Raw genomic sequence first — 25,665 nt, forward strand, 5'->3', positions numbered from 1 at the left:
GCCCCCGCACCCGCGGGGATGCTCCGTCCTGGTGCCCCGGCCGAGCCCAGCCGACGACCTAGCCCCCGCACCTGCGGGGATGCTCCGGAGACGAGTGATCGAGACAGACCGCATCGTTGCTAGCCCCCGCACCCGCGGGGATGCTCCGGCGACCGGCATGTGGGGCAAGAAGGGCCCGCCCTAGCCCCCGCACCCGCGGGGATGCTCCCTTTGCATCTACGGTCGTAGCCGCGTCGTAGGCCTAGCCCCCGCACCCGCGGGGATGCTCCCTGGGTGGTCGCTCGCGTCCAGACGGCGGTGCGCTAGCCCCCGCACCCGCGGGGATGCTCCCTCAACGACCGGACCCGTCGCCTGCTGGGCCTCCTAGCCCCCGCACCCGCGGGGATGCTCCGATCCGAGTGAGCGCGGGCAGGGCGATGACGGCCTAGCCCCCGCACCCGCGGGGATGCTCCGCCCGCGACGTCCGGCCGGTTCGGGTCCAGAACCTAGCCCCCGCACCCGCGGGGATGTTCCGGGCGGCGAGGCCGGAATGGCGGCCGCCCAAGCCTAGCCCCCGCACCTGCGGGGATGCTCCCAACATGTCCCTCGCGGGGACCTCAACGTACGGCTCGACCCCGTAGCCGCGGGGATGCTCCGACTTGTGCTATCCAGGCTGTCTCTGCGGTTGCCCTGGCCTTGCATCTGTGGTGGCGGCGGAGAGGTTTGGGTGTATTGCGGTGTTGATCTGCGTTTGTCTGGTTGTGGCGGGGTTGGGCTGTGGTGGTGGGTTTCGGTGGTGGATCGGTGGTAAATGATCTAGAGCCATGTCCGTGTGGGATCATGGCTCTGGGCTGGGGTTTGGAGCGGATGACGGGAATCGAACCCGCGTAGCTAGTTTGGAAGACTAGGGCTCTACCATTGAGCTACATCCGCGTGGGCCTTTGGGGCCGAGGGATAGGGTACAGGGTTTGGGTGGGTGGGTGGTACTTGGTTGGGGACAGGCGGACAGGGGGCTAGGGCTGGGGCTGGGGTGGTGGGGGATTGAGGGGTGAGAGTTGCGGGTGGGGGAGGGATTTGTGGGTTTGTTCTAAAAAAGGGGGTGGGGGCTTGGGGTTTGTGCGTGCGTTTTTGAGGGGGGTGCGTGTCACGATGTGGCTACTTTCTGGGCCCCTCCTGAACCACCCCCGGAGGAACGGATGCAAGGCGTTGTGTTGGCGTGCGGGGCGCATGTCATCTATCTGATCGGGTTTTCGATCTTCAAGGCTACGGGCGGTGAGTTGCCTGCGTTGACGGCTCGGCGGCCGTTCCAGGCGGCGGGGATGCTGCTGCGGAGCCTGCCCTGGCTGGTTGGGTTGACGACGGTGTTGAGCGGGACGGTGGTGGCCGCGTTCGCGGTGAACACGGCGCCCGTCGCGGTGTTGCTGCCTACCTACCTGTGCGGGCTGACGTTGGTGATCATCGTCGGGGTCGCCGGGTTCGGCGAGCGGGTGACGGCGCGGGAGGGGCGGGTGCTGGCGCTGCTGTTCGGGTCGCTGGCGGTCGTGGCGGTGCCGGTGGCCGTCGGGTTCGACCCGGTGGCGTCGCGGGGCTCGTCGGCGCCGCCGAGCCCGGCGGCGTGGAGCTTCGCGGTGGCGGTGCTGCTGTCGATCCTGCTGCCGCTGTGGCTGTTCTGCATGCGCGACCGGAAGGTCGAGGGCAGGCACGCGCGGCGTATCACCGGCGTCGCCTACGGCATCGGGTCGGGTGTGCTGTTGGGGACGGCCGAGGTCATGGGTATCGGGATGATCCCGCACATCCCGAACGACCTGGCGGGCCTCATGAGGACGCCCTACCCGTACCTGTTCCTGCTGGCCGGCGCGCTCGGTCTCGGCCTCCTGCACATCGGCCTGCAGGAACGAAGGCTGATCATCGTGGTCGCGGTGATGAACGTCGTCGGCAAGGTCCACCTGATCGCGACGGCGGCCCTGCTGTTCGGCGAGCCGTGGCCCGCCGACCCGGTGTGGCTGGCGCTGCTCGTCGGCGGCATGTTCCTCGCGCTGTACGCGGTGCTGCTGCTGCCGCGCCACGAGGGGAGCCGTGCCGCGGCCCCGGCGCCGTCGCCGTGGCCGCGCGGCAACGACGTCAGCGCTCCGGGGCTGAGTTCCGCCGCAGTTTCAAGGCAGCGATGAGCTTCTCCTCCGGGTGGTCGGCCAGCGCCGAGATGGCCGACTGGAGGAGGCGCGCGGCGAGCGGCCCGAACGCGGCGAGGATCAGCACGTAGCCGGCGGCGAGCGGGCCGAGGTCGGGGTGCGCCCCGGCCGCGACGGCGAGGCCCGCGATGACGATGTTGAACTCGCCGCGCGGGACGATCGCGATGCCGGCCCTGGCGCGTCCGGCCTTGCCGATGCCGGCGCGCTTGGCGGCGTAGTGGCCGGTCACCAGTTTGGTGATGATGCTGATGACGGCGAGCGCGACGGCGACGCCGGCCATGGGCAGGATCGTCGCGGGGTCGGTGTTCAGGCCGAAGAAGACGAAGAACATCGCGGCGAACAGGTCGCGCAGCGGGGCGAGCAGCGCCATCGCCTCGTGCGCGATCTCGCCGGACAGCGCGATCCCGACGAGGAACGCGCCGACCGCCGCCGACACCTGGAGTTCCTGGGCGATGCCCGCGACGAGCAGGGTGAGGCCGAACACCTTGAGCAGCAGCACCTCGGGGTTGGGGCTGCGGACGAACGCCTCGATGACCCTGCCGAACTTCAACGAGACGAGCAGGACGACCGAGACGGTCGCGAGCGCGATCGCCACGGTGACGGCGCCGGCCGCGAACGACACACCGGCGAGGATCGCGGTGAGGATCGGGAGGTAGAGGGCCATGGTGAGGTCCTCGAAGACCAGCAGCGAGAGCACGACGGGTGTCTCCCGGTTGCCGACCCAGCCGAGGTCGGAGAGCACCTTGGCGGTGATGCCCGAGGACGTCGCGTAGGTGACGCCCGCCATGGCGACGGCCGCGACGGGCCCCCAGCCGAGCAGCAGGGCGACGATCGCGCCGGGCGCCGCGTTGAGCACCAGGTCGACGATGCCGCCTCGGGCGTTGCCTTTGAGGCTCGTGACGAGCTCGTCCGCGTTGTATTCGAGGCCGAGTGTGAGCAGCAGGAGGATGACGCCGATCTCCGACGCCGTGTGGATGAACTCCTCGCTGGTGGAGAGCGGGACGATGCCTCCGTGGCCGAAGGCGAGCCCGGCCATGAGGTACAGGGGGATGGGGGAGATGCCCGCCCGCATGGCGAACGAGCCGATGACGCCGAGCCCGAGGATGATCCCGCCGAGCTCCAGGAAGATGATGCCGATCTCGTGCACGCCGTTCCCTATCCGCCGGCCAGGATCTCGGCCGCGGCCTCGGTGGTCTCGGGGCTGCCGACGACGACGACGATGTCCTGTCCCGCGAGGACGAAGTCCGGCGGCGGGCTGGTGTGCACCTGTGAGCTGCGGATGACGGCGACGATGGACGCGCCCGTCAGGGTGCGGATCTGGGCCTCGCCCATGGGGCGGCCGTCCCAGTGCGGGGAGACCGGCGCCTTGATGCTGACGAGGCCCTCGACCTCGCGGTGCAGGGCGTTGAGCCGGGCGACGATCCGGGGCGCGCCGAGCAGTTCGACGAGCGCGTCGGCCTCCTCGTCGTTGAGCTTGACCGTCTCGCTGACGCGGTCGGGGTCCTCCGGGTCGTAGACGACGAGGTCCCGTCGCCCGGTCCGGTACGACACGATGCCGATCCTGCGTCCGGCCCGGGTGGTGAAATCGTGACGCAGCCCTATACCGGGCAGCGCCGTCTGCTCGACGTCCACTGGCGCCCCTCCTCGAATGCGGGTCTTTCCTCGGGATTCCGACAACCTACGAAGGGTAGATTGGCGCAAGATCAGGCGCGGGACAAAGCCGCCCCCGCCTCGACCGTGCCGTCCTCCCGGGGTATTACGGAGCGTCCGCAACCACCCTGCCGGAACCTCACCCCGGGACGTTCACATCCGCGTAACGCGCAGGTTAAGGCTTCCTCACGTTCTTCCGTCGCCACCGGCCGGGGGAGTTGACATCGCCCGGTCACCGTGTGTGCGGGACCGGTAATCGGGGTTTGACGTCGTGGCAACAGCCCGCTCGTGTGGCTTCCCTACCGTCCTGAGCTGTCACCGGATCGCTCGATCCCCCCGACACCCCCCATCTAGACAGCAGGGAGGCGGAGCATGTCCGCTCTGACCGCGCCGAAGCCCGAGGCGACAGCTCGCGGGCGCTGGATCGACCACTGGGCGCCCGACGACGAGGACTTCTGGAACGCGACGGGTAGGCGGGTCGCACGCCGTAACCTCGCCTGGTCGATCGTGGCCGAGCACCTCGGCTTCTGTGTGTGGCTCCTGTGGAGCATCGCCGTCATCAACCTCGACAAGGTCGGCATCGTGCTCGACGTCGGCCAGAAACTGTGGCTGACGACACTGCCGAACCTGGTGGGCGCGGCGCTGCGCATCCCCTACACGTTCGGCCCCGCCCGGTTCGGCGGCCGGAACTTCACGATCATCAGCGCGCTGCTGCTGCTGATCCCGTGCGCGCTGTTCGTCTACGCGATCAACAACCCGGACATCCCGTTCTGGTTCCTGCTGCTCATCGCGGCGACGACGGGTCTGGGCGGCGGCAACTTCGCCTCCTCGATGTCCAACATCACCCACTTCTACCCGACGAGCAAGCAGGGCCTCCCGCTCGGCCTGAACGCCGCGGGCGGCAACATCGGCGTGAGTGTCACCCAGTTGACGATGCCGCCGCTGATCGTCGCGTTCGGCCTGGTCGCGGTCGGCTGGGTGTGGATGCCGCTGGTGCTGCTGGCGGCCGCGGGCGCCTACTTCTTCATGGACAACCTGCGCCACGCCGCCACGGCCTACACGATCCGGGAGATGGCGGAGATCTCGCGCAGGCCGCACACGATCATCATGTCGGTCCTGTACATCGGCACCTTCGGCTCGTTCATCGGCTACTCGTTCTCCTTCGGTGTGCTCATCAAGAACCAGTTCCCGGAGATCAACGCGGCGCACTACATCTGGCTGGGCGCGCTGGTCGGCTCGGTGGCGCGTCCGCTCGGCGGACTGCTCGCCGACAGGCTCGGCGGCGCGAAGGTGACGTTCTGGAACTTCCTGGCGATGGGCATCGGCATCGTCGTCGTCTGGTTCGCGGTGGACGCCGGAAGCTGGGCGATGTTCCTGGGCGCGTTCCTCCTGGTCTTCGTCACCACCGGCCTGGGCAACGGCTCGACCTACAAGATGATCCCGGCGATCTTCAAGCACAAGGCGCTTGAGGGCGTGGACACCTCCGACGCCGACGCCGTCACCACCGCGCTCGGCCCGGCCCGCCGCGCCGCCGCCGCCGCGATCGGCATCTCCTCCGCCGTCGGCGCCTTCGGCGGGGTGCTCATCCAGCAGACCTTCCGGATCTCGCTGGAGGAGACCAAGAGCATCGCCGCCGCCCTGGTCATCCTGGCCGGCTTCTACGCGGTCTGCGTGGTGCTCACCTGGGCGTCCTACCTGCGCAAGACCGGACCCGGCAACGTGAGCCTCGCGGACGCCGGCGTGTGACGTCCGGCGGCGCGGGGCGACGCGCGCGGCACGGACGAGGCCCCCGGGAACGCCGCACCCCGGGGGCCTTCCCCTGTCCGAAGACAAAGCCGGAGACAAACCGGAGGGAGATTACGCCCCAGGCGGGCTATGCTTCCTTCTGCTTCACACAGCGGGCTGTAGCGCAGTTTGGCAGCGCGGGGCATTTGGGGTGCTCAGGTCGCCGGTTCAAATCCGGCCAGCCCGACACGGTGTGCGGGGGCGGACGGGCGGGATGTCCGACGCCCCCGCCCTGGGCGTCACGTCCGGTGGCCCCGACCCCCTAGACTTGACGCCGCACAGGCATGTGTTGCCGCCCGAATCGATCGAGTGAGAGACCGGCGGCCGCTCGCGCCGCGCGGGGCGAGGTCCTGCGGCGTGCCGAGCCGTGTGTACCGCCGGATCAAGGAGACCTGCCCCAGTGAAGACCGCTGTCGAGGAGCTGACCCCGACCCGGGTGAAGCTCACCATCGAAGTTCCGTTCGAAGAGCTCAAGCCGAGCCTCGACAAGGCTTACAAGGAGCTCGCCAAGCAGGTGCGGCTCAAGGGCTTCCGCCCGGGCAAGGCCCCCGCCGCCCTCATCGACCAGTACGTCGGCCGTGGCGCGGTGCTGCAGGAGGCCGTCAACGACGCGCTGCCCGGCCTGTACGGCGCGGCCATCGAGGAGCAGGAACTCTTCGTCCTGTCGCAGCCCGAGGTCGAGGTGACCCGGCTGGACGACGGCAAGGAGCTGGAGTTCACCGCCGAGGTGGACATCCGCCCGTCCTTCGAGGTGCCCGAGTACGACGGCCTGCCGGTGACGGTCGACGAGGCCGTGGTGACCGACGAGGAGATCGCGCAGACCCTCGACAACCTCCGCGACCGGTTCGCGACCCTGACCGTCGTCGAGCGCGCGGCCGCCGAGAAGGACACCGTCACGATCGACCTCGCGGTCCAGATCGACGGCACGGACGTCGAGGACGCGGCCACCAAGGGCTTCACCTACGAGGTGGGCTCCGAGGGCGCCGTCGAGGGCCTGAACGACGCGGTGACGGGCCTGTCGGTGGGCGAGTCCAAGACCTTCAAGTCCACCCTCCCGGCCGGTGAGCGCGCCGGTGAAGAGGCGGATGTGACGGTCACCGTCCAGGCGGTGAAGGTCAAGGAGCTGCCCGAGGCCGACGACGAGTTCGCCCAGCTCGCCTCGGAGTTCGACACGGTCGAGGAGCTGCGCGAGGACGTGCGCAAGCGCCTGGACCGGCAGAAGAAGCTGAACCAGCTCTCCCAGGCGCGTGACAACGCGCTGGAGGCGCTGTTGGAGAAGGTCGAGATCCCGCTGCCGGACAGCGTGGTGGAGACGGAGCTGAAGCGCCGTAACGAGCAGCTCGACCAGCAGCTCACCTACTCGGGCCTGACCCGCGAGTCCTACCTGGCGGAGGAGGGCAAGACGGCCGAGGAGTTCGAGGCCGAGCTCGCCGACGCCGCCGGCAAGGCCGTCAAGGGTGGCTTCATCCTCGACCAGTTGGCCCTCGACGAGGAGCTGGGCGTCGAGAACGAGGAGCTCAGCGAGTACGTGGTGAGCCAGGCCATGCAGATGGGTCTGCCGCCGCAGCAGCTCGCGCAGTTCCTGACCGAGAACAACCAGATCCCGGCGCTGGTCGCCGAGGTGCTGCGGTCCAAGGCGCTGAACCTCGTGGTCGAGCATGTCAAGATCACGGACTCGGCGGGCAACGAGCTCGACGTCGAGCGGCTCCGCCGCCAGATCGACGGCGAGAGCGAGCAGGCCGAGGACGCCGAGGGCGCTGACGACGAGGCCGCGGAGAAGAAGGAAGAGTCCGCCGCCGAGTAGTAATAAGTCCGAAAAGTCCGATACGCCCCGCGAGTCAGGTAATGGCGCGCGGGGCGTGTCTATTCCCGCCCTGTTCGCTCCCGGCCAAACCCAAGGATGGCAAAAGTCCGGAGGGTACGCCCCCAGCGAAAAGGACCCCCGTATGGCGTGACCCCGCGGCGCGGCGCGTTAGTGTCCAAGCATCCGAATGTTCAGGTCCTGAACGCCAGACACCTACGGAGGAACAGGGTGAGCAAGCCTCCGACCTTCCACGAGCCGGTCGTCGCCCGCGAGGGGAGCATGCCCGCGATCATGGCCCAGGAGGCACTGCACCAGCAGCTCCTGCGCAAGCGGATCGTGGTGCTCGGCCAGCAGGTGGACGACGACATCGCCAACCGCCTGTGCGCCGAGCTGCTGCTGCTTTCGGCCGAGGACGGCAAGCGCGACATCACGTTCTACATCAACTCCCCGGGCGGCTCCGTCACGGCCGGCATGGCGATCTACGACATCATGGAGTACGTGCCCAACGACATCGTGACCGTGGGCATGGGCCTGGCGGCGTCGATGGGTCAGTTCCTGCTGTGCGCGGGCACGCCGGGCAAGCGCTACGCCCTCCCGCACGCGCGGATCATGATGCACCAGCCGTCCGGCGGCATCGGCGGCACCGCCTCGGACATCAAGATCCAGGCCGAGCAGATGCTCTACGTCAAGAGCACGCTGGCCGAGCGCATCGCCTTCCACACCGGTCAGACCGTCGAGCAGATCACCACCGACTCCGACCGCGACCGCTGGTTCACCGCTGACGAGGCGCGGGCCTACGGCCTGGTGGACCACGTGATCACCAGCGCCACCGAGGTCCCCTCCGAGGGCCCGGTCTCTTGATGAGGGAGAGGAACCGCCACATGGACATCCGCGCGGGCGGCGTGCAGCCGGTCGACAGCCGCTACATCATCCCGTCCTTCGTCGAGCGCACGGCGTACGGCGTCAAGGAGATGAACCCGTACAACAAGCTCTTCGAGGAGCGCATCATCTTCCTCGGGGTGCAGATCGACGACGCGTCCGCCAACGACGTCATGGCGCAGCTGCTGACCCTGGAGTCCATCGACCCGGACCGGGACATCAGCATCTACATCAACTCTCCCGGTGGCTCGTTCACGGCCATGACGGCCATCTACGACACGATGCAGTTCGTCAAGCCGGACATCCAGACCGTCTGCATCGGCCAGGCCGCCTCCGCGGCCGCCGTGCTGCTGTCGGCCGGGACGCCGGGCAAGCGCGCCGCGCTGCCGCACGCCCGCATCCTGATCCACCAGCCCGCCACCGAGGGCACCTACGGCCAGGGTTCGGACATCGAGATCCAGGCGCGCGAGATCATGCGGATCCGCGAGCAGTTGGAGACGATCCTCGCCCGGCACAGCGGTAAGGCCGTCGAAGACGTCCGTCAGGACATCGAGCGCGACAAGATCCTCACCGCGGACGAGGCCAAGGTCTACGGTCTGATCGACGACGTCTTCGTCAGCAAGAAGCGCCGAGTGGAGGTAGTGTCTTCGTAAGACGGCGCTAAGTTCGGGCACCCCCCGGCTTCGTGGCCACGGCCCCGGAGGCGGGGGATGTGACCCGGCGCCCCGGAGACGGTACCGTCGAAGCAGCCTCTGCTCGATGGCCCGCGAGGGAGACTCCCGCGGTCCACCGGGTCCCAGGCGGCCCCATGAAAAGGAGACAACCGGGTGGCACGCATCGGTGACGGTGGTGACCTGCTGAAGTGTTCCTTCTGCGGTAAGTCCCAGAAGCAGGTCAAGAAGCTCATCGCGGGCCCGGGTGTATACATCTGCGACGAGTGCATCGATCTCTGCAACGAGATCATCGAGGAGGAGCTCTCGGAGAGCTCGGACCTCAAGTGGGACTCCCTGCCCAAGCCGCGCGAGATCTACGAGTTCCTCGACGGCTACGTCATCGGGCAGGAGAAGGCCAAGAAGGCGCTGAGCGTCGCGGTCTACAACCACTACAAGCGGATCCAGTCCGGGGAGTCCCGGGACGACGGGGTCGAGCTGGCCAAGTCGAACATCCTGTTGCTCGGCCCGACCGGATCCGGCAAGACCCTCCTCGCGCAGACGCTCGCGAAGCTGCTGAACGTGCCGTTCGCGATCGCGGACGCCACGGCCCTGACCGAGGCCGGCTATGTCGGCGAAGACGTCGAGAACATCCTGCTGAAGCTCATCCAGGCCGCGGATTACGACGTCAAGAAGGCCGAGACCGGCATTATCTACATCGACGAGGTCGACAAGATCGCCCGCAAGAGCGAGAACCCGTCGATCACCCGCGACGTGTCGGGTGAGGGCGTGCAGCAGGCCCTGCTGAAGATCCTGGAGGGCACCACCGCCTCGGTGCCGCCGCAGGGCGGGCGCAAGCACCCGCATCAGGAGTTCATCCAGATCGACACGACGAACGTGCTGTTCATCTGCGGCGGCGCGTTCTCCGGCCTCGAGAAGATCATCGAGGCCCGGGTGGGCAAGCAGGGCATGGGCTTCGGCGCGGTCATCCGCTCGAAGGTGGACTTCACCAAGAACACCGACGTGTTCGCCGAGGTCATGCCGGAGGACCTGCTGAAGTTCGGGATGATCCCCGAGTTCGTGGGCCGGCTGCCGATCATCACCAGCGCGCACAACCTCGACCGGGACGCGCTCATCAACATCCTGACCGAGCCGAAGAACGCGCTGATCAAGCAGTACCGGCGGCTGTTCGAGCTGGACGGGGTGGAGCTGGAGTTCACCGACGACGCGCTTGAGGCCGTCGCCGACCAGGCGATCCTGCGCGGCACCGGGGCCCGGGGCCTGCGCGCGATCCTGGAGGAGGTCCTCCTGTCGGTGATGTACGAGGTGCCGTCCCGGCAGGACGTCGCCCAGGTCGTCATCACCCGCGAGTCGGTGTTGGAGCACGTCAACCCGACGCTGATCCCGCGCGATCGCGGCAAGCGCGAGCCGCGCGAGAAGAGCGCCTGACGCCGCGAGGCGCATCGGTGTGCGGAAGCCCGGCCGGTTCGGCCGGGCTTCTCCGCTGTCCGGGGTCTGCGATTCGGCCGGAAAACGAGAGTCTCGGTGCGGCGATCACCGCTAAAGTTTCCCGCTATGTCCGTTGATCAGCCGGGTGGGCACACCTTCCAGGTCGACCTGCGGGGTCTGGTGGACCTGCTGTCGCACCATCTGTACTCAAGTCCCAGGGTGTACCTGCGGGAGCTGCTGCAGAACGCGGTGGACGCCGTCACGGCACGCCGCGCGACGGAGCCGGACGCGCCCGCCGCGATCACCCTGACGCTGGACGGTTCCGGCCTGCGCGTTGACGATCCGGGCGTCGGGTTGACCGAGGCCGACGTGCACCGGTTCCTCGCGACGATCGGCAGGTCGTCCAAGCGGGACGAGATCGAGGGCGCGCGGCGCGAGTTCCTCGGCCAGTTCGGCATCGGCCTGCTCGCGTGTTTTACGGTGGCGGAGGAGATCAGGGTCGTCACCCGGTCGGCGCTCGATCCGGCGGCGCCCGCGGTCGAGTGGCGCGCGGCGTCCGACGGCACCTACGCGGTACGGCCCGCGCACCGGGACGAACCGGGCACAACCGTCCATCTGACGCCGCGTCCGGGCGCGGAGGAGTGGTTCACCACCCGCCGCGTGGTGGAGCTGGCCCGGGACTTCGGCTCGCTGCTGCCCTTCCCGGTGACGGTCGAGGCCGACGGCCGCACGGTGCCGATCACCGACGGCGGCGCGGTGTGGGACCGCGCGTACGCGTCCCCGGCCGAGCGCCGGGCGGCCCTGCTCGCCTACGGCGCCCGCACCCTCGGGTTCACCCCGCTCGACGTCGTCGAACTGGACGTGCCGCTGGCGGGCGTGCGCGGCGCCGCGTTCGTGCTGCCGACCGCCGCGAACCCCTCCGACACCGGACGGCACCGGATCTACCTGAAGGGCATGCTGCTCGGTGACGCCGTGCGGGGCCTGCTGCCGGAGTGGGCGTTCTTCGTCCGCTGCGTCATCGACACGGACACGCTGCGGCCCACCGCGTCCCGCGAGGGCCTGTACGAGGACGAGACCCTGGCGGCCGTCCGGGAGGCGCTGGGCGCCCGCCTGCGCGACTGGCTGACCGGCCTGGCCGCCCAGGACCCGGCGCGGCTCGGCAGGTTCCTCGCCGTGCACAGCCTCGGTGTGAAGGCGCTCGCCAGGCACGACACCGAGCTGTTGGCGATCATGCTGCCGTTCCTGCGTTTTGAGACGACCGACGGGCCGGTGACGCTCGCCGAGTTCGCCCGCCGCCACCCCGTCGTGCACGTCGCGCCCTCGGTCGAGGAGTTCCGGCAGGTCGCCGCGATCGCCGCCGCGCAGGGCATCGGCGTGGTGAACGGCGGCTACACCTACGACCAGGAGCTCGTCGCGCGGCTGCCCGACGTGCTGCCGGGCGTCCAGGTGGCGGAGCTGGCCGCCGACGTCGTCACCGCCGCGCTGGACGCGGTCCCGGCGGCGGAGGAGCTGGCGCTCGCGCCGTTCCTGGCCGCCGCCCGCGCCGCGCTCGACCCGCTGGCCTGCGACGTCGTGTTGCGCGCGTTCGAGCCCGCGTCCGTCTCGGCGCTGCACCTGGACTCGCGGGACGCGCGCGGCGAGCGGGCGCGGGCCGACCTGGAGGCCGAGTCCGACGACCTGTGGGCGGAGATCCTGGGCGCGCTGAAGTCCAGTGAGCCGCGCACCACGCTCGTGCTCAACCACCGCAGCCCCGCCGTGCGGCGGCTCGCCGCGCTCACCGACCGGGCGCTGCTGACGGCGGCCGTCGAGGCGCTGTACGCGCAGGCGCTGCTGATGGCGGGCCGCCCGCTGCGCCCGGCGGACCTGGCGCTGGTGAACCGGGCGTTCGACGCGCTGCTCGGCTGGGCCGCGCGCACCGGCGGATCGGACGGAGAGGGCGCATGACGGTCGAGGAGATCAGGCGGGCGCTGTACGAGGCGCGCGGGCTCGACGGCAGGCAGCGGCTGGAGCGGATGGAACGGCTCGCCGAGCACGCGCGCGCCTGCCCGGACCGGGTGCTGGAGGTCGAGGTCCTGTCGGCGCTGGTGACGGCGCACGAGTACTCGGCGGAGCGGGCGCGGCTGCCCGTCGTCATCGGGAGGCTGCTCCGGCTGCTCGACGAGCACCCGGCCGAGGTCGGCGGCTGGTCGCACCAGATCCACTGGTCGCTGAAGTGGATGACCTCGTCGATGATCAAGAACCCGGCGGTGCCGCTTACCACGATCGAGCGGTGGATGGACGAGATGGAGCGGCGCTACCGGGAGCGCGGCAACAGCCCACGGCCGGTGCACTCGCTGCGCGCGTCGCTGGCGTTCGAGATCGGCGACCTGGTGGCGGGCGCCGCGCACACCGAGGCGACGCTCGCGGCCGAGCGCGACGAGCTCGCCGACTGCGCCGCCTGCGAGGCCAACTCCAACGGCCACCGGCGGGTGCTGGCGGGCGACGACGTGGGCGCGCTGCTGCTGTGGGAGCCGGTCCTGGACGGGCGGGAGACCTGCGCGCACGAGCCGCACGTGACGCTCGCGGACGCGCTGCTGCCGCTGCTGCGCACCGGCGCGGCCGCCGAGGCGCGGTCGGCGCACCTCAAGGGCTATCCGCTGGTCCGGGGCAACGAGCCGCTGCGCGCCGAGGTCGGCCAGCACGTCGAGTTCTGCGCGCTCACCGGCAACGAGGCGCGCGGGCTTGAGATCGTCGCCGAGCACGTCGCCTGGCTGACCGACACCGGAGAGGACGCGCACGAGCGGTACGGCTTCCTCGTCGGGGTCGCGGTGCTGCTGCGCCGCCTGTCGGAGCTGGGCATGGACGAGGTGGCGGTGGGCGCGGCCGGGACGGGCACCGTCGCGTCGCTGCGCGCCGCGATCGAGCCGCAGCTCGCGGCGCTGGCCGCCCGGTACGACGCGCGCAACGGGACGGACCGGTGGTCGGCGTCGCTCGCGGTGCGGCTGGCGCGGCGGCCGCTGCTGGCGGCGCTGCCGCTGGGCGCGGGCGGCGCGCTGCCCGAGCCCGTCGCCGGGGCCGTCCCGGAGCCGGTCGGCGAGCCCGGCGCGGACGGCGCGGCGGCGCTGTGGGCGCGGGCCCGGCACGCGTCGGCGCTGCGCGACCCGCGTGCCGACGTGTTGTGGGCCAGGGCCGTCGAGCTGCCCGCGCCGACGCCTGAGGCCGCCCTGGAGGCCCGGCTGTACGCCGCGCGCGGCGCGGACGGGGAGGACCCGGAGAAGGCCGCTGAGGCGCTGACTCAGCTGTTCCCGGACCTCGTCGGGCATCCGGCGCTGCGGGTGGAGGCGCTCGCGTCCCTGGCCATCCTGCGGCTGCGGACAGGCGCGACGGACGAGGGCGCGGCCCTCGCCGTCGAGGCCGCCGAGACCTCGGACGAGCTGTGGGAGGCGGACGGCCTGGACGCCGTCGCCTACCTGTCGGCCCGCCGCGCCGTGCCCTTCCTGCGGTTCGTCGTCCTGCAGGGCGAAGAGGACGAAGCGGCGATCCAGGACGCGATCGCCCTGTTCGAGGCGGAAGCCGCGCTCGCCGCCTCACTCGACGTACCGGCAAGGATCGGGCAGTACGCCGAACTCGCCGGACGGTTCCGGATGACGCTGGGCGACGCCGAGGAGGGCACCCGCCTGATCGCCGACGCGCACGCGCGGTTCCTGGAGACGGGCCAGCACTGGCTGCTTCCGGGGCCCGCGCACCTGCTCGCCGTGCGCGCGCTTGAGGCGGGCGACCACGCCGAGGCCGAACGGCTGGTGCGCGAGGCGCTGCGGCTCGGCCCGCCCGTGCTCGGCCGCGCCGACCTCGCCCCGCTCGCCTCGTTCCTCGTCGAGATCCTCGCCGACCAGCGGGGCCGGGAACTCGACGTTGTGGACACCGCGCTGGAGGCGGCGCGGCTGTGGGCGGACGTGCACGAACCCGACCACCTGCACATGGTGTTCACCGCCGCCCGCGCCTACCTGGGACGGCACGCGCACGGCGAGGCCGCCGCGCTGTTCGAGCAGGTCATCGACAGGGTCGAGACGCCCTACGACCCGCCCGCCGTGGCGATGACGCACCGCCAGTACGGCGACGCGCTGCGCGGCACCGGCGACCACCGCGGCGCCGCCGAGCAGTACCTCGCCGCCGCCGCGCGCGCCGCAGGGCTGGACGACGCGGTACCGATGGAGGCCGAACTGGCCTGGCTCGCGGGCGAGGAGCTGGAGCACTGCGGGCGGGCCACCGAGGCGCTCGCCGCCTACCGCAGGGCCGCCGCCCTGTGGACGCGGGTGGGCGCGATCGAACCCGAGACGGCCTGCCGCCGGGCCGCCGCCTGGGTCGAGTACTGCCTTGACGAGTCCGACGACCCGGGCGCTCCCGACGCCACCGGCCCGGCACAGATGAAGGCGATCCTGGCCGAGCTGGAAGAGCGGGCCGCGGGCACCGTCGATCCCGAGGTGCGGACGTCGCTCGACGGCCTCATCGAGGGCACCCGCGACCAGCTCGGCTCGATGCTCACCGACCCCTGAGCGGAAGGCGCGTCGTGAGCGTCGTGCCCGTCGTGGGGCGCGACGCGATCGTGAACGTGCCGCCCAGCTCCGTCGCCCGCTCCCGCATCGACGTCAGCCCGAGGCCCTGCCCCGCCTGCCGGGGCAGGCCCCTGCCGTCGTCGGTGACGACCAGCTCCAGGTGCTCGTCGGTCCTGGTCAGCCGGATCTCCGCCGACGTGGCGTGCGCGTGCTTGCGCACGTTCGTCAGGGCCTCCTGCACGATCCGGTAGACGGCCATCTCGTGGACGGGCGTGAGCTCGCCCAGCTCATCGGCGACGACGTCCACGCGGGGTTCGGGCAGGTCGGCGGCCAGCGCCCGGACCGCGCCGAGCAGGCCGAGCCGGTCCAGCGCGGGCGGGCGCAGCCCGTGCACCAGCTCGCGGATGTCGGCGATCGCCGCCGACATCCGGTCGCGCAGCGCGGTGAGCGCCGGTTCGACGGCCTCCGGGTCGGTCGTGAGCCGGATCCGCGCGGTGTCCACCGAGAGGGCGAGCGCGGCGAGCGTCGGGCCGAGGCCGTCGTGTAGGTCGCGGCTCAGCCTTCGCCGCTCGTCCTCCCGCGTGTTGATGACCGTCTCGCGGGAGACGCGCAGCAGCCGGACGGTGTGCGCGAGGTCGGCGACGTGCCTGGTGAGCACCCCGGCGAGCCGCTGGTCGGCCTTGGCCCGCCCGTACAGCAGGAGCCGTCCGATGGGTTCGCCGTGCCACACGAGCGGCACCGTGCGCGGCCGGTCGGTGAGGAGGCCGTCGGTGTGCGCGACGCTCCCGTCGATCTCGACGGCGACGCCGGAGACGCCGAGGCCGCGCCGCACCGAGCGGACCGCCGCGGCGAGCGCCGCCGACGGGTCCTCCGCCCGTTGGACGGACCTGCTCAGCCGGTCCGCGAGCCGGTACGGGTCGCGTTCGATGCCGAGCATGAGGTCCACCGACAGCTGGACCCTGCTGCGCACCGGCTGGAACAGCGCGCCGACGATGAGCGCGCCGACCAGGCCCGCCGCCGGGGTGGCGACGAGCGTGCTCACCACAAAGATGAGCCCGAAGTACACGGCGCCGAGGATCACCGTGAGCGCCGCGTACACCAGCGTCCGGTTGACGATCACGTCGAGGTCGTACAGCCGGTACCGCAGGATGCCGATGGACAGCGCGATCGGCACCAGCGTGACGGCGGTGCAGGTGAGCGTCGCGAACGCCCAGAACGGGAGGCCGGGCCACAGCATGTCGGCGAACCCGGACACGGCGGTGCCCAGCAGCGGGTAGGCCATCAGCCCGATCTGCCGCCGCGCGACGGCGTCGCCCGCCTTGAACCTGACCGCCAGCGACCCGATGCACAGGAACGCCACGGCGACGGTGATCGGTTCCATCACCCGCGCGTGGAACCCTTCGAGCCCGCCGACGACCTCCAGGCCGAACGGGTTCACCGCCGAGTGCGGCCCGACCGCGTAGTCCACCGGGCGCAGCCACGTGTAGACGACGTTGTAGGCGATGAGCCCGGCGGCCACCCAGAGCACCGGGTACCAGCGCCGGGAAGGCGGCCTGCCGTCGGGGAACAGCAGGGAGACGAACATGAGCAGCGGCAGGAACTCCACGAGCCAGATCCAGCTCGCCGCCCACCGCAGGAGCACCGCGCCCGGCCAGCCCTCGATGAGCGCGAACCTGGACAGCGGCACGAGCAGCCAGAAGGCGGCGGCCAGCAGCCCGATCGCCCACAGCAGCCGTCCGATGACAAGCCCTTGCCTACGGCTCAGCAGGAACGCGCCGACCGCCGGGTACAGCACGCCCATGATGACCTCGGGCCGCCACGCCTGGCTGGTCCGCAGCGCCTCGGGCGTCCCGTACCTGAACCTGTAGGCCGCGAGCACGCACAGCGGTCCGGCGACCGCCCCGGCCCACAGGAGCGTCCTACGTGCCAAGGCCGGCCTCGCGCGCCAGCACGATCGCCTGGGCGCGGTCGGCGACGTGCAGCTTCATGAAGATGTTGGAGACGTGGTTGCGGATGGTCTTGGGCGAAAGGAACAGGATGCCCGCGATCTCCCCGTTGTTGCGGCCCTGCGCGATCAGCTCGAGGACCTCGCGCTCGCGGTCGGTCAGCTCCGGGAACGCCGACTTGCGCGGGTCGGGCATGTCGGTGAAATAGGTGAGGACGCGCCTGGCGATCTCCGGACCGTAGATCGCCTCGCCCGCCGCGACCGCGCGGACGGCCCGCGCGATCTCCTCCGCGCCCGACTCCTTCAGCAGGTAGCCGCGCGCGCCCGCCCGCATCGCGGCGAACACCGAGTCGTCGTCGCGGAACATGGTGAGCACGAGGACGCCGATGTGCGGGCTGGTGCGGGTGATCGTCCTCGTCGCCTCGATGCCGTTGCCGCCCGGCATGTGCAGGTCCATGACGACGACGTCGGGCTGCACGTCGTGGGCGAGCTGGACGGCGGCGGGGCCGCTCTCGGCCTCGCCGACGACGCCGATCTCCAGGGCCTCCAGCAGGGCGCGCAGGCCCTGCCGGAACATCGGATGGTCGTCGGCGATGATCACGCGGATGTCATCGGACACGGGGGTGTTCCTCCGGGAGCTGGGTGAGGGGGAGTCGGGCGATCACGGCGGTGCCGCCGCCGGGCCGTGGCCCGACGGTACACACGCCCCCGACCTCGGCGGCGCGCTCCCGCATCGCCGCGATCCCGGCGCCCTCGGCCCGGCCGGGCCGCAGGCCCCTGCCGTGGTCGGAGACGACGAGATGGACGGCGTCCGGGCCGCGCCGCAGCCTGACGGTGGCGGAGGGCGCCTGTGCGTGGCGGCGCACGTTGGCCAGGGCCTCCTGGACGATCAGATAGGCGGCGACCTCGACGGCGGCGGGAAGGTCGGCGAGGTCGTCGGTGATCCTGACCCTGACCAGGATGCCCTCGGCGCCGTCGGCGAGGCCGTGCACGGCGCCCGCCAGGCCCAGGTCGTCGAGCGCGGGCGGGCGCAGGTCGGCGACCAGTTCCCGGATCGTCCCGACCGCCCCGGCCAGCCGTCCGCGCAGGTCGGCCAGCTGCGGGCCGACCTGTTCGGGCCGGTGGTTCAGGGTGAGGCGGGCGGTGTCCAGGGCCATGGCGAGGCTGGCGAGGGTGGGGCCGAGATCGTCGTGCAGGCTCTTGCGCAGGCGCCGCCGCTCCTCCTGCGCGTCGGCGAGGATCCGCGCGCGGGAGCGCTGCAGCGCCCCGGCGCGGTCGTCACCGGCGCGGGCGCGCAGCCGGGTCGCGAGGACTCCGGCCACGAGCCCCAGGAGGAACGCGCCGAGCGCGATGAGGCCGAGCATGAGGGAACTCTGCCGGAACGGTGGGCGGCGGGGACAGGGACGGGTGTCCCGGATCAGGCGGGCTTCTCCAGGTCGGGCCGCATCTGCCGCATGACGTCGGCGAGCTCCTTCCAGGTCATCCCGCCGCCGCCCGACAGCGACGTGAGGTTCGGCATCGCGGTGAGGGTGCCCATGGTGGTGCCGGTCGACCAGAAGCAGTACGGCATGGTGAACGTGCCCGAGGTGATCTCCGCGCAGCCCGCCTCGCCGTCGCCGCCCGGGTCGGTGTCGTGGATCCTGATGGACGCGCCGCCGCCCCCGGCGGTGAGACCGGTGACGAAGTTGTCCTTGCTGAGGCCCTGGCCGGTGACCCCGGTGAAGATCACCTGCGTGCCGTTGGCGTCGTACGTCGCGGTGACCACCGAGCCGCCCTGGCCGAACTGGTTCGGGATCGGGAGGTCCACGGTGCTGTCGACCTTCGGGTAGCCGCCCGCCGAGTCCGGGGCGCTCAGCGCGTAGCCGCCCCCGCCGAGGCCGCCTCCTCCTCCGCCACCTCCACCGCCGCCGCGCAGGGCGAGGGCGGCGATGCCGAGCACGAGCACCAGGGCGACGACGCCGCCGACGGCCACGAACACGACCTTGCTGATCTTCTTCGGCCGGTGCGGGGGCCCGCCGAACGGCGGCGGGGTGCCGGGCCCGCCGTAGGGGGCGCCGGGGGCGCCGAAGGGCGGCGGGGTGCCGTACGGCTGGCCCGGCTGGCCCGGCTGCCCGTACGGGCCGGGCGGCGGCGTGGGCTGGCCGTAGGGCTGGGGTTGGCCATAAGGCTGCTGCGGCTGGGGCCCGCCGTAGCCCGGGCCCGGAGGCGGGGGGTTCCAACCACTCATGGGGATCTCCAGGGGATATCTGCGGATGATTCCGTAGACGCATTCTGTCGCATCGAGGTTCGGATGTCCCCGTGCTGGAGCTTCGGCCCTGGGCAAGGCTTGACAACCCGTAGAATCGGGGTTCGTGACCGAGTCCCAGTTGCCCACCCAATACACCCCCGCCGACGTCGAGGGCAGGCTCTACGAGCGCTGGACCTCCGCGGGCCTGTTCGCGGCCGATCCCGCCCGCGACCCCGACGCCCCGGCGTACACCATCGTCATCCCGCCGCCCAACGTGACGGGATCGCTGCACATGGGCCACGCCCTGGACCACTCCATCCAGGACACCCTCGTACGGCGGCGGCGCATGCAGGGGTACGAGGCGCTGTGGCTGCCGGGCATGGACCACGCGGGCATCGCCACCCAGAACGTGGTCGAGCGCGAGCTGAAGAAGGACGGCCTGACCAGGCACGACCTGGGCCGCGAGGCGTTCCAGGAGCAGGTCTGGAAGTGGAAGGCCGAGTCCGGCGGGCGCATCCTGGGCCAGATGAAGCGCCTCGGCGACAGCGTCGACTGGTCGCGTGAGCGCTTCACCATGGACGAGGGCCTGTCCCGCGCCGTCCTCACGATCTTCAAGCGGCTGTACGACGACGGCCTCATCTACCGGGCCGAGCGGATCATCAACTGGTGTCCGCGCTGCCTCACCGCGCTGTCCGACATCGAGGTCGAGCACGCCGACCGCGAGGGCGAGCTCGTCTCCATCCGCTACGGCTCCGGCGACGACACGCTGGTGGTGGCCACCACCCGGGCCGAGACGATGCTCGGCGACACCGCCGTGGCCGTCCACCCCGAGGACGAGCGGTACAAGCACCTGGTCGGCACCGAGATCGAGCTGCCGCTGACCGGCCGGACGATCCCGGTCGTCGCCGACGAGCACGTCGACCCCGAGTTCGGCACCGGCGCGGTGAAGGTCACCCCCGCGCACGACCCGAACGACTTCGAGATCGGGCAGCGGCACGGCCTGCCGTCCCTCGTCGTGCTGGACGAGCACGCGAAGGTCTGCGCCCCCGGCGACTTCCACGGCCTCGACCGCTACGAGGCGCGCGCCGCCGTGGTGGAGGCGCTGCGCGCGCAGGGCCGGATCGTCAAGGAGGTCCGCCCCTACGAGCACTCCGTCGGCCACTGCCAGCGCTGCCAGACGGTGGTCGAGCCGCGCGTCTCGCTCCAGTGGTTCGTGAAGGTCGCGCCGCTGGCCAAGGCCGCCGGCGACGCCGTCCGCGACGGCCGGGTGCAGATCCAGCCGCCGGAGCTGTCCGCCCGGTACTTCGCGTGGGTGGACAACATGCACGACTGGTGCATCTCCCGCCAGCTGTGGTGGGGCCACCGCATCCCGGTCTGGTACGGCCCCGAGGGCGAGGAGCGCTGCTTCGGCCCGGACGAGGAGATCCCCGAGGGCTGGACCCAGGACGGCGACGTCCTGGACACCTGGTTCTCCTCCGCGCTGTGGCCGTTCTCCACGCTCGGCTGGCCCGACGACACGCCCGACCTGCGCCGTTTCTACCCGACGTCGGTCCTGGTGACGGGCTACGACATCCTCTTCTTCTGGGTCGCCCGGATGATGATGTTCGGCCTGTACGCCATGGACGGCGTGGAGCCGTTCAAGGTCATCGCGCTGCACGGCATGGTCCGCGACCAGCACGGCAAGAAGATGTCGAAGTCGTTCGGCAACGTGGTGGACCCGCTGGACTGGATCGACCGCTACGGCGCCGACGCCACCCGGTTCACCCTGCTGCGCGGCGCCAACCCCGGCGGTGACGTGCCCGTCGCGGAGGAGTGGGCGCAGGGCTCCCGCAACTTCGTGACCAAGCTGTGGAACGCCACCCGGTTCGCGCTGATGAACGGCGCGCACGCCACCGGGCCGCTGCCGGAGGAGCTGTCCACGACGGACGCGTGGATCCTGTCCCGCCTCCAGACGGTCGTCACCGACGTCGACAGGTACATCGAGGGCTTCGACTTCGCCAAGGCGTGCGAGGCCGTGTACCACTTCGCCTGGGACGAGGTCTGCGACTGGTACCTGGAGCTGTCCAAGGTGCCGCTGGCCGAGGGCGGGGCCGCCGCCGAGGGCACCCGCCGGGTGCTCGGCGAGGTCTTCGACCGCCTGCTGCGCCTGCTGCACCCGATCGCCCCGTTCGTCACCGAGGAGCTGTGGACGGCGCTGACCGGCGGCGAGACGGTCGTGCGCGCCCCCTGGCCGGTGGCCGACCCGGCGCTGGCCGACCCGGCCGCCGAGGGCGTTGTGGCGTCGCTCCAGCGGCTCGTCACCGAGGTGCGCCGGTTCCGCTCCGACCAGGGCCTGAAGTCCGGGCAGCGGGTCTCGGCCGCGCTGGAGCTGGACGGCAGCCCGCTGGCCGCCTACGAGGAGCAGATCCGCTCGCTGCTGCGCCTCACCGTGCCGGAGGGCGCGTTCACCGCGACGGCGTCCCTGCCCGTCGAGGGCGTTGTGGTGAAGCTGGACACCGTCGGCGCGATCGACGTCGCGGCCGAGCGGGCCCGGCTGACGAAGGACCTCGCGGCCGCCCGCAAGGAGGTCGCGCAGACGTCCGGGAAGCTCGCGAACGCCGACTTCGTCGCCAAGGCCCCCGAGGCCGTGATCAACAAGAACCGGGCACGGCTGGAGGCGGCCACCGCCGACATCACCCGCCTGGAGGCCCAGCTCGCGGCCCTGCCGAACGGCTGAGCCCACGCATTTAAGGGCCCGGCCTCCTCTGGGGGGCTGGGCCTTCGGCGTGCCCGCGTTCGGCGTGGCTGACCCTGAACGGCGTGGTCGTGGGGGCGGGATAGCCTTCGAGGGTGATGGATTATCAGGCCGCCGTCGCGGCGGTCATGGCGCGCGGGGTCGAGTGGGAGTTCGACCCCACCCTCGACCGGATCACCGATCTGCTGGACCTGCTGGGCGAGCCGCAGCGGTCCTGCCCGGTGATCCTGGTGGCGGGCACCAACGGCAAGTCGAGCGTCGCCCGCATGGTCGACGCGCTGCTCACCGAGCGCGGCCTGCGCGTCGGCAGGTTCACCAGCCCGCACCTGAGCGAGCTGCGCGAGCGCGTCGCCATCGACGGGGCGCCGCTGAGCCCCGAGCGTTTCGCCGAGGTCTACGCCGACATCGAGCCCTACCTCCAGATCGTGGACGGCAAGCACCCCGTCCGGCTGTCGTTCTTCGAGACGCTGACGGCGATGGCCTACTCCGCGTTCGCCGACGCGCCCGTGGACGTCGCCGTGGTCGAGGTGGGCATGGGCGGCACCTGGGACGCCACCAACGTGGTGGATCCCGCCGTCGCCGTCGTCACGCCGATCGGCCTGGACCACACCGACTACCTGGGCGACAACCTCCAGGACATCGCCCTGGAGAAGGCCGGGATCATCAAGCCGGGCGCGGTCGCGGTGCTCGCGCAGCAGCCGGTGGAGGCGGCCGAGGTGCTGCTGCGCCAGGTCGCCGAGACGGGCGCGCGGGTGGTGCGCGAGGGCATCGAGTTCGGCGTGCTGCGCCGCGAGCTGGCCTTCGGCGGCCAGCTCCTGGACCTGCGCGGCATCTACGCGGGCTACGACGAGGTCTTCCTGCCGCTGTTCGGCGAGCACCAGGCCGCCAACGCGGCCGTCGCGCTCGCCGCCGTGGAGGTCTTCGCGAGCGGCGCGCCGACCAACGCCGTACTCGACCCCGACGAGATCACCCGAGGTCGCCTCACCGAGTACGCCGGGGGCTCCGGGGAGGGCGCGCTCGACCCCGAGCTGGTCCGGGCCGGGTTCGCCGCCGTCAGCTCGCCGGGCCGGCTGGAAGTGGTGCGCACCAGCCCCACGGTGCTGCTGGACGCCGCGCACAACCCGTCCGGCATGGCCGCGACGGTGGCGGCGCTGGCCGACTCGTTCGGGTTCAACCGGCTGGTCGCGGTGGTCGCGGTGGCCGCCGACAAGGACGTCGCGGGCATCCTGGAGGAGCTGGAGCCCGTCGTCTCCGAGGTCGTCGTCACGGCCAACTCCTCGGCCAGGTCGATGCCGGTGGCCGAGCTGGCCGAGCTGGCCGCAGGGGTGTTCGGCGCGGAGCGGGTGCGCCCCGCCGCGCGCTTGGACGACGCGATAGACACCGCCGTCGCTCTCGCCGACGAAGAGGGCGAGTTCGGCGGCGCGGGAGTGATCATCACGGGGTCGGTCGTGACGGCCGGCGACGCACGAGTGCTGTTGAGGGTGAAGTAGATGCGACGGTTGCTGGCCACGGTCCTCGCCTGTGAGGCGATCATTCTGGGCCTGTCGATCCCGGTGGCGATCTCGGTCGCGGACGTGGACGGCGCGACGGCGGGGATCGTCGGCGGCGTGCTCGTCGTGCTGTCCCTGGTGCTCGCCGGGACGCTTCGACGGCGCTGGGGCGTGCCCGCCGCGACGGTCTTCCAGGCGGTGGTCCTCGCGCTCGGATTTGTGGTGCCGACGATGTTCATTCTCGGTGTGCTGTTCTCCGCGCTGTGGGGTTATGCGATTTGGCTGGGAAACAGGTTCGAGGGACGGCCGGTCGGCTAAATTGCGTTTTCCGGCGGCGCCCGCGCCGTGGAACCCGCAAAATCGGATCATTCCGTAATAACCGTCCTGACGGATATCACAGATCAGTCTGATTCCTCCTGGAGACGCCGCCGGCCGCGATCTCGACAGGAGCCACCGTGCCCTCTTCCGTCCCGGCCCGTTCCGCCCACGCCCGTCCCGCTGCCGGGTACGCCAGCGCCGCCGCGATCGCCTTCGCGGTCCCGGCGGCGGCGCTCACCGTGCCCAACGCCGCCGCGTTCGTCGCCGACCCGGCCCTCGCCGAACTCGGCGGCGGACCCGTCGGGCTCGTCCAGGCGACCGGCGCGGCGCTGCCCGCGCTCGTCCTCACCGTCCCGGCCGCCGTGGTGCTCGCCCGGATCCGGCCGCCCGCGCTCGTCCTCGCCGCCGGGCTGCTCGCCGTCCTCCTCGGCGGCCTGCTCGTCGGACAGGCCGCGTCCACGTGGGCGCTCGGCGCCGCCCGCGCCCTCGCCGGGGCGGGCGCCGGGCTCGTCCTCGCCGCCGCCGCGACCCTCGCGCTGCGGCACCGCGCCCCGCTCCCGCGCGCCCTGTACGCCGGGACGCTCACCGCCGGGCTCCTCGCCGCGATGCCGCTCGTGCTGCGCGCCGTCCCCGACCGTCCGCAGGACTGGCGCGAACCGCTCACCGCGCACCCGTGGGCGGCCGTCGCCGCGCTCGTCGCCGTGCTGCCCGCGCTGTTCCTCCGGCCGCGCCGCGCGGGCGGCGCGCCCCGCCCGACCGAACGCGCGCAACTGCTGCTGCCGCTCGTGCCCGCCGCCGGGCTCGCCTTCCTCGCCGTGCTCGCCGTCGAACGCGCCTGGGCGCCCGGCGTCAACCTCATCGTCGCGGGCCTCGGCGTCGCCGCGCTCACCGGCATGGCGCTCGCCGCCGCCGGTGACGCCGACACCGCCGGGCCGCTCGCGCCCGGACCCGTCCTGCTGCTCACGGGACTCCTGGTGCTGCCGGTGACGGCGCCGCTCGCGGGACTCACCGCCACCGCGCGCGGCGTCGGCGCCGCCGAACTGTGGCCGTTCGCCGCGGGCGCGGGCGCCGCGCTCGCCGCCGCGCTGGCCACCGTCGCGTTCGACACGCGCGCCGCGCGCACCGCCGTCGGCGCCGGCTGCGCGCTGATGGTCGCGGGCTGCGCGCTGCTCCTCGGCTACGACCCGCTCGGCGGCGGCCCGCTGCTCGGCCCCGCGCTCGTCGCGCTCGGCGGCGGCGCCGGGCTCGCGCTCGCCGCCTCGCTGCGTGACGCGCCGCAGGGCGCGGGCGGCTTCGCGCTCGCGCTGTGCTTCCCCGCGCTGCTCAGCGGCAGCCTCATCGCCGGGTCGCTGCAACTCGCGCGGGTCGGCGCGACCGCGCAGGGCGAGGGCCCGCTCGACGCGCTCGCCGCCGCCCAACGCGTCTGGACGGCCACCGCCTGCGCGCTCGGCGTCGCCGCCACCGCCCTCGTGCTGGCCGCCCTGGGCGCGCGGCGCCGGGACACGCGCGGCGGCGATAGGCTTTCCCGCGCAGTCACCTGAAGTCACTCAACGAAGAACCACGGGAGTAACAGCCGTGTCCGAGCGCACCCTGATCCTGGTCAAGCCCGACGGCGTCCGCAAGGGCCTGGTCGGCGAGGTCGTCTCGCGCATCGAGCGCAAGGGCCTGAAGCTGGTCGCGCTCGAACTGCGCACCCTCACCCGCGACGTGGCCGAGGACCACTACGCCGAGCACAGCGAGCGCCCCTTCTTCGGCGAGCTCGTCGAGTTCATCACCGGCGGCCCGCTCGTCGCGCTCGTCGCCGAGGGCCCCCGCGCCATCGAGGCGTTCCGCGCGCTGGCCGGCGCCACCGACCCGGTGAAGGCGGCCCCCGGCACGCTGCGCGGCGACTTCGCGCTGGAGATCGGCGAGAACATCGTGCACGGCTCCGACTCGCCCGAGTCCGCCGCGCGCGAGGTCAAGCTGTTCTTCCCCGAGCTGGGCTGACCCCGCCGCGCCCTTCCCGGGCGGCGCGGCCGCACGGATCGGGCCGCA

19 protein-coding genes and 2 tRNA genes are annotated in these 25,665 nt (G+C 71.8%); 14 read left to right on the forward strand and 7 right to left on the reverse strand.

The features are described 5' to 3' along the window. Positions 1-838: 838 nt before the first annotated feature. Positions 839-912, reverse strand: a tRNA-Gly gene (locus LO762_RS27215). Between the two features lie 353 nt (positions 913-1,265). Between LO762_RS27215 and LO762_RS27220 the strand changes: the two genes are divergently transcribed. Beyond that, positions 1,266-2,147 carry a hypothetical protein gene (locus LO762_RS27220; RefSeq protein ID WP_230618882.1) on the forward strand — a complete coding sequence of 294 codons (882 nt, stop codon included), beginning with the start codon at positions 1,266-1,268 and terminating at the stop codon, positions 2,145-2,147. Here LO762_RS27220 and LO762_RS27225 read toward each other — a convergent pair. Both LO762_RS27225 and LO762_RS27230 read right to left on the reverse strand, forming a co-directional pair. Further along, complete coding sequence (locus tag LO762_RS27225) at positions 2,101-3,315, reverse strand: cation:proton antiporter (protein ID WP_230618883.1); 1,215 nt, start codon at positions 3,313-3,315, stop codon at positions 2,101-2,103. The two genes, LO762_RS27220 and LO762_RS27225, sit on opposite strands and share 47 nt — an antisense overlap. 8 nt (positions 3,316-3,323) lie before the next feature. After that, entirely contained in the window at positions 3,324-3,800 is a 477-nt protein-coding gene (locus tag LO762_RS27230; RefSeq protein ID WP_230618884.1) for a TrkA C-terminal domain-containing protein, read from the reverse strand. A 390-nt stretch (positions 3,801-4,190) separates the two neighbouring features. Between LO762_RS27230 and LO762_RS27235 the strand changes: the two genes are divergently transcribed. The 8 genes from LO762_RS27235 (at position 4,191) to LO762_RS27270 (ending at position 14,917) form a co-directional block, all read left to right on the forward strand. After that, positions 4,191-5,564 (forward strand): MFS transporter, encoded by a 1,374-nt coding sequence (locus LO762_RS27235; protein WP_230618885.1) that lies wholly within the window; start codon positions 4,191-4,193, stop codon positions 5,562-5,564. Positions 5,565-5,716: 152 nt separating this feature from the next. Further along, positions 5,717-5,790: transfer RNA gene (locus LO762_RS27240), tRNA-Pro, on the forward strand. 213 nt (positions 5,791-6,003) lie between these two features. Beyond that, complete coding sequence (gene tig, locus LO762_RS27245; RefSeq protein ID WP_230618886.1) at positions 6,004-7,407, forward strand: trigger factor; 1,404 nt, start codon at positions 6,004-6,006, stop codon at positions 7,405-7,407. A gap of 279 nt (positions 7,408-7,686) precedes the next feature. Further along, the gene (locus LO762_RS27250; RefSeq protein ID WP_230618978.1) at positions 7,687-8,268 is read left to right on the forward strand and encodes an ATP-dependent Clp protease proteolytic subunit; all 582 of its coding nucleotides are present in this window, start codon (positions 7,687-7,689) and stop codon (positions 8,266-8,268) included. After that, positions 8,268-8,939 (forward strand): ATP-dependent Clp protease proteolytic subunit, encoded by a 672-nt coding sequence (locus tag LO762_RS27255; RefSeq protein ID WP_374201599.1) that lies wholly within the window; start codon positions 8,268-8,270, stop codon positions 8,937-8,939. Before LO762_RS27250 ends, LO762_RS27255 begins: the two co-directional genes overlap by 1 nt. Before the next feature lie 174 nt (positions 8,940-9,113). Beyond that, positions 9,114-10,385 carry an ATP-dependent Clp protease ATP-binding subunit ClpX gene (gene clpX / locus LO762_RS27260; RefSeq protein WP_230618888.1) on the forward strand — a complete coding sequence of 424 codons (1,272 nt, stop codon included), beginning with the start codon at positions 9,114-9,116 and terminating at the stop codon, positions 10,383-10,385. Positions 10,386-10,511: 126 nt separating this feature from the next. Continuing rightward, positions 10,512-12,329 (forward strand): HSP90 family protein, encoded by a 1,818-nt coding sequence (locus LO762_RS27265; protein WP_230618889.1) that lies wholly within the window; start codon positions 10,512-10,514, stop codon positions 12,327-12,329. Beyond that, positions 12,326-14,917, forward strand: coding sequence for a hypothetical protein (locus tag LO762_RS27270; RefSeq protein WP_230618891.1), 2,592 nt, complete (start codon positions 12,326-12,328; stop codon positions 14,915-14,917). Before LO762_RS27265 ends, LO762_RS27270 begins: the two co-directional genes overlap by 4 nt. Here the strand turns inward: LO762_RS27270 and LO762_RS27275 are convergent. Genes LO762_RS27275 through LO762_RS27290 form a run of 4 tightly spaced genes read right to left on the reverse strand, consistent with a single transcriptional unit; the run spans position 14,904 to position 19,089 of the window. Further along, positions 14,904-16,847: a sensor histidine kinase gene (locus LO762_RS27275; RefSeq protein WP_230618893.1), complete on the reverse strand. Its 1,944-nt coding sequence runs from the start codon at positions 16,845-16,847 to the stop codon at positions 14,904-14,906. The two genes, LO762_RS27270 and LO762_RS27275, sit on opposite strands and share 14 nt — an antisense overlap. Further along, entirely contained in the window at positions 16,837-17,481 is a 645-nt protein-coding gene (locus tag LO762_RS27280; protein WP_308104643.1) for a response regulator transcription factor, read from the reverse strand. Before LO762_RS27280 ends, LO762_RS27275 begins: the two co-directional genes overlap by 11 nt. Next, entirely contained in the window at positions 17,471-18,226 is a 756-nt protein-coding gene (locus tag LO762_RS27285) for a sensor histidine kinase (protein WP_230618895.1), read from the reverse strand. The genes LO762_RS27280 and LO762_RS27285 overlap by 11 nt, the downstream gene beginning before the upstream one ends. Before the next feature lie 53 nt (positions 18,227-18,279). Then, positions 18,280-19,089: a hypothetical protein gene (locus LO762_RS27290; protein WP_230618897.1), complete on the reverse strand. Its 810-nt coding sequence runs from the start codon at positions 19,087-19,089 to the stop codon at positions 18,280-18,282. Between the two features lie 124 nt (positions 19,090-19,213). Between LO762_RS27290 and LO762_RS27295 the strand changes: the two genes are divergently transcribed. From LO762_RS27295 to ndk, 5 genes are all read left to right on the forward strand, one after another. After that, the gene (locus LO762_RS27295; RefSeq protein ID WP_230618899.1) at positions 19,214-21,805 is read left to right on the forward strand and encodes a valine--tRNA ligase; all 2,592 of its coding nucleotides are present in this window, start codon (positions 19,214-19,216) and stop codon (positions 21,803-21,805) included. A gap of 116 nt (positions 21,806-21,921) precedes the next feature. Next, on the forward strand, positions 21,922-23,313 hold the full coding sequence (locus LO762_RS27300; RefSeq protein ID WP_230618982.1) for a folylpolyglutamate synthase/dihydrofolate synthase family protein: 1,392 nt from the start codon (positions 21,922-21,924) through the stop codon (positions 23,311-23,313). Beyond that, entirely contained in the window at positions 23,314-23,631 is a 318-nt protein-coding gene (locus tag LO762_RS27305; protein ID WP_230618903.1) for a DUF4233 domain-containing protein, read from the forward strand. Between the two features lie 137 nt (positions 23,632-23,768). Then, on the forward strand, positions 23,769-25,172 hold the full coding sequence (locus LO762_RS27310; protein WP_230618904.1) for a hypothetical protein: 1,404 nt from the start codon (positions 23,769-23,771) through the stop codon (positions 25,170-25,172). A 34-nt stretch (positions 25,173-25,206) separates the two neighbouring features. Then, the gene (ndk, locus tag LO762_RS27315; RefSeq protein WP_230618906.1) at positions 25,207-25,617 is read left to right on the forward strand and encodes a nucleoside-diphosphate kinase; all 411 of its coding nucleotides are present in this window, start codon (positions 25,207-25,209) and stop codon (positions 25,615-25,617) included. Positions 25,618-25,665: the final 48 nt, after the last annotated feature.

The organism is Actinocorallia sp. API 0066 (assembly GCF_020991275.1).
Taxonomy (GTDB): domain Bacteria; phylum Actinomycetota; class Actinomycetes; order Streptosporangiales; family Streptosporangiaceae; genus Actinocorallia.

Excerpts from the sequence above, each read along its gene's own strand:
- LO762_RS27235 (WP_230618885.1), top strand. The coding sequence starts at position 4,191 with ATGTCCGCTCTGACCGCGCCGAAGCCCGAGGCGACAGCTCGCGGGCGC.
- LO762_RS27250 (WP_230618978.1), top strand. The coding sequence starts at position 7,687 with ATGCCCGCGATCATGGCCCAGGAGGCACTGCACCAGCAGCTCCTGCGC.
- LO762_RS27255 (WP_374201599.1), top strand. The coding sequence starts at position 8,268 with ATGAGGGAGAGGAACCGCCACATGGACATCCGCGCGGGCGGCGTGCAG.
- LO762_RS27265 (WP_230618889.1), top strand. The coding sequence starts at position 10,512 with ATGTCCGTTGATCAGCCGGGTGGGCACACCTTCCAGGTCGACCTGCGG.
- LO762_RS27270 (WP_230618891.1), top strand. The coding sequence starts at position 12,326 with ATGACGGTCGAGGAGATCAGGCGGGCGCTGTACGAGGCGCGCGGGCTC.
- LO762_RS27285 (WP_230618895.1), bottom strand. The coding sequence starts at position 18,226 with ATGCTCGGCCTCATCGCGCTCGGCGCGTTCCTCCTGGGGCTCGTGGCC.
- LO762_RS27290 (WP_230618897.1), bottom strand. The coding sequence starts at position 19,089 with ATGAGTGGTTGGAACCCCCCGCCTCCGGGCCCGGGCTACGGCGGGCCC.
- LO762_RS27300 (WP_230618982.1), top strand. The coding sequence starts at position 21,922 with ATGGATTATCAGGCCGCCGTCGCGGCGGTCATGGCGCGCGGGGTCGAG.
- LO762_RS27305 (WP_230618903.1), top strand. The coding sequence starts at position 23,314 with ATGCGACGGTTGCTGGCCACGGTCCTCGCCTGTGAGGCGATCATTCTG.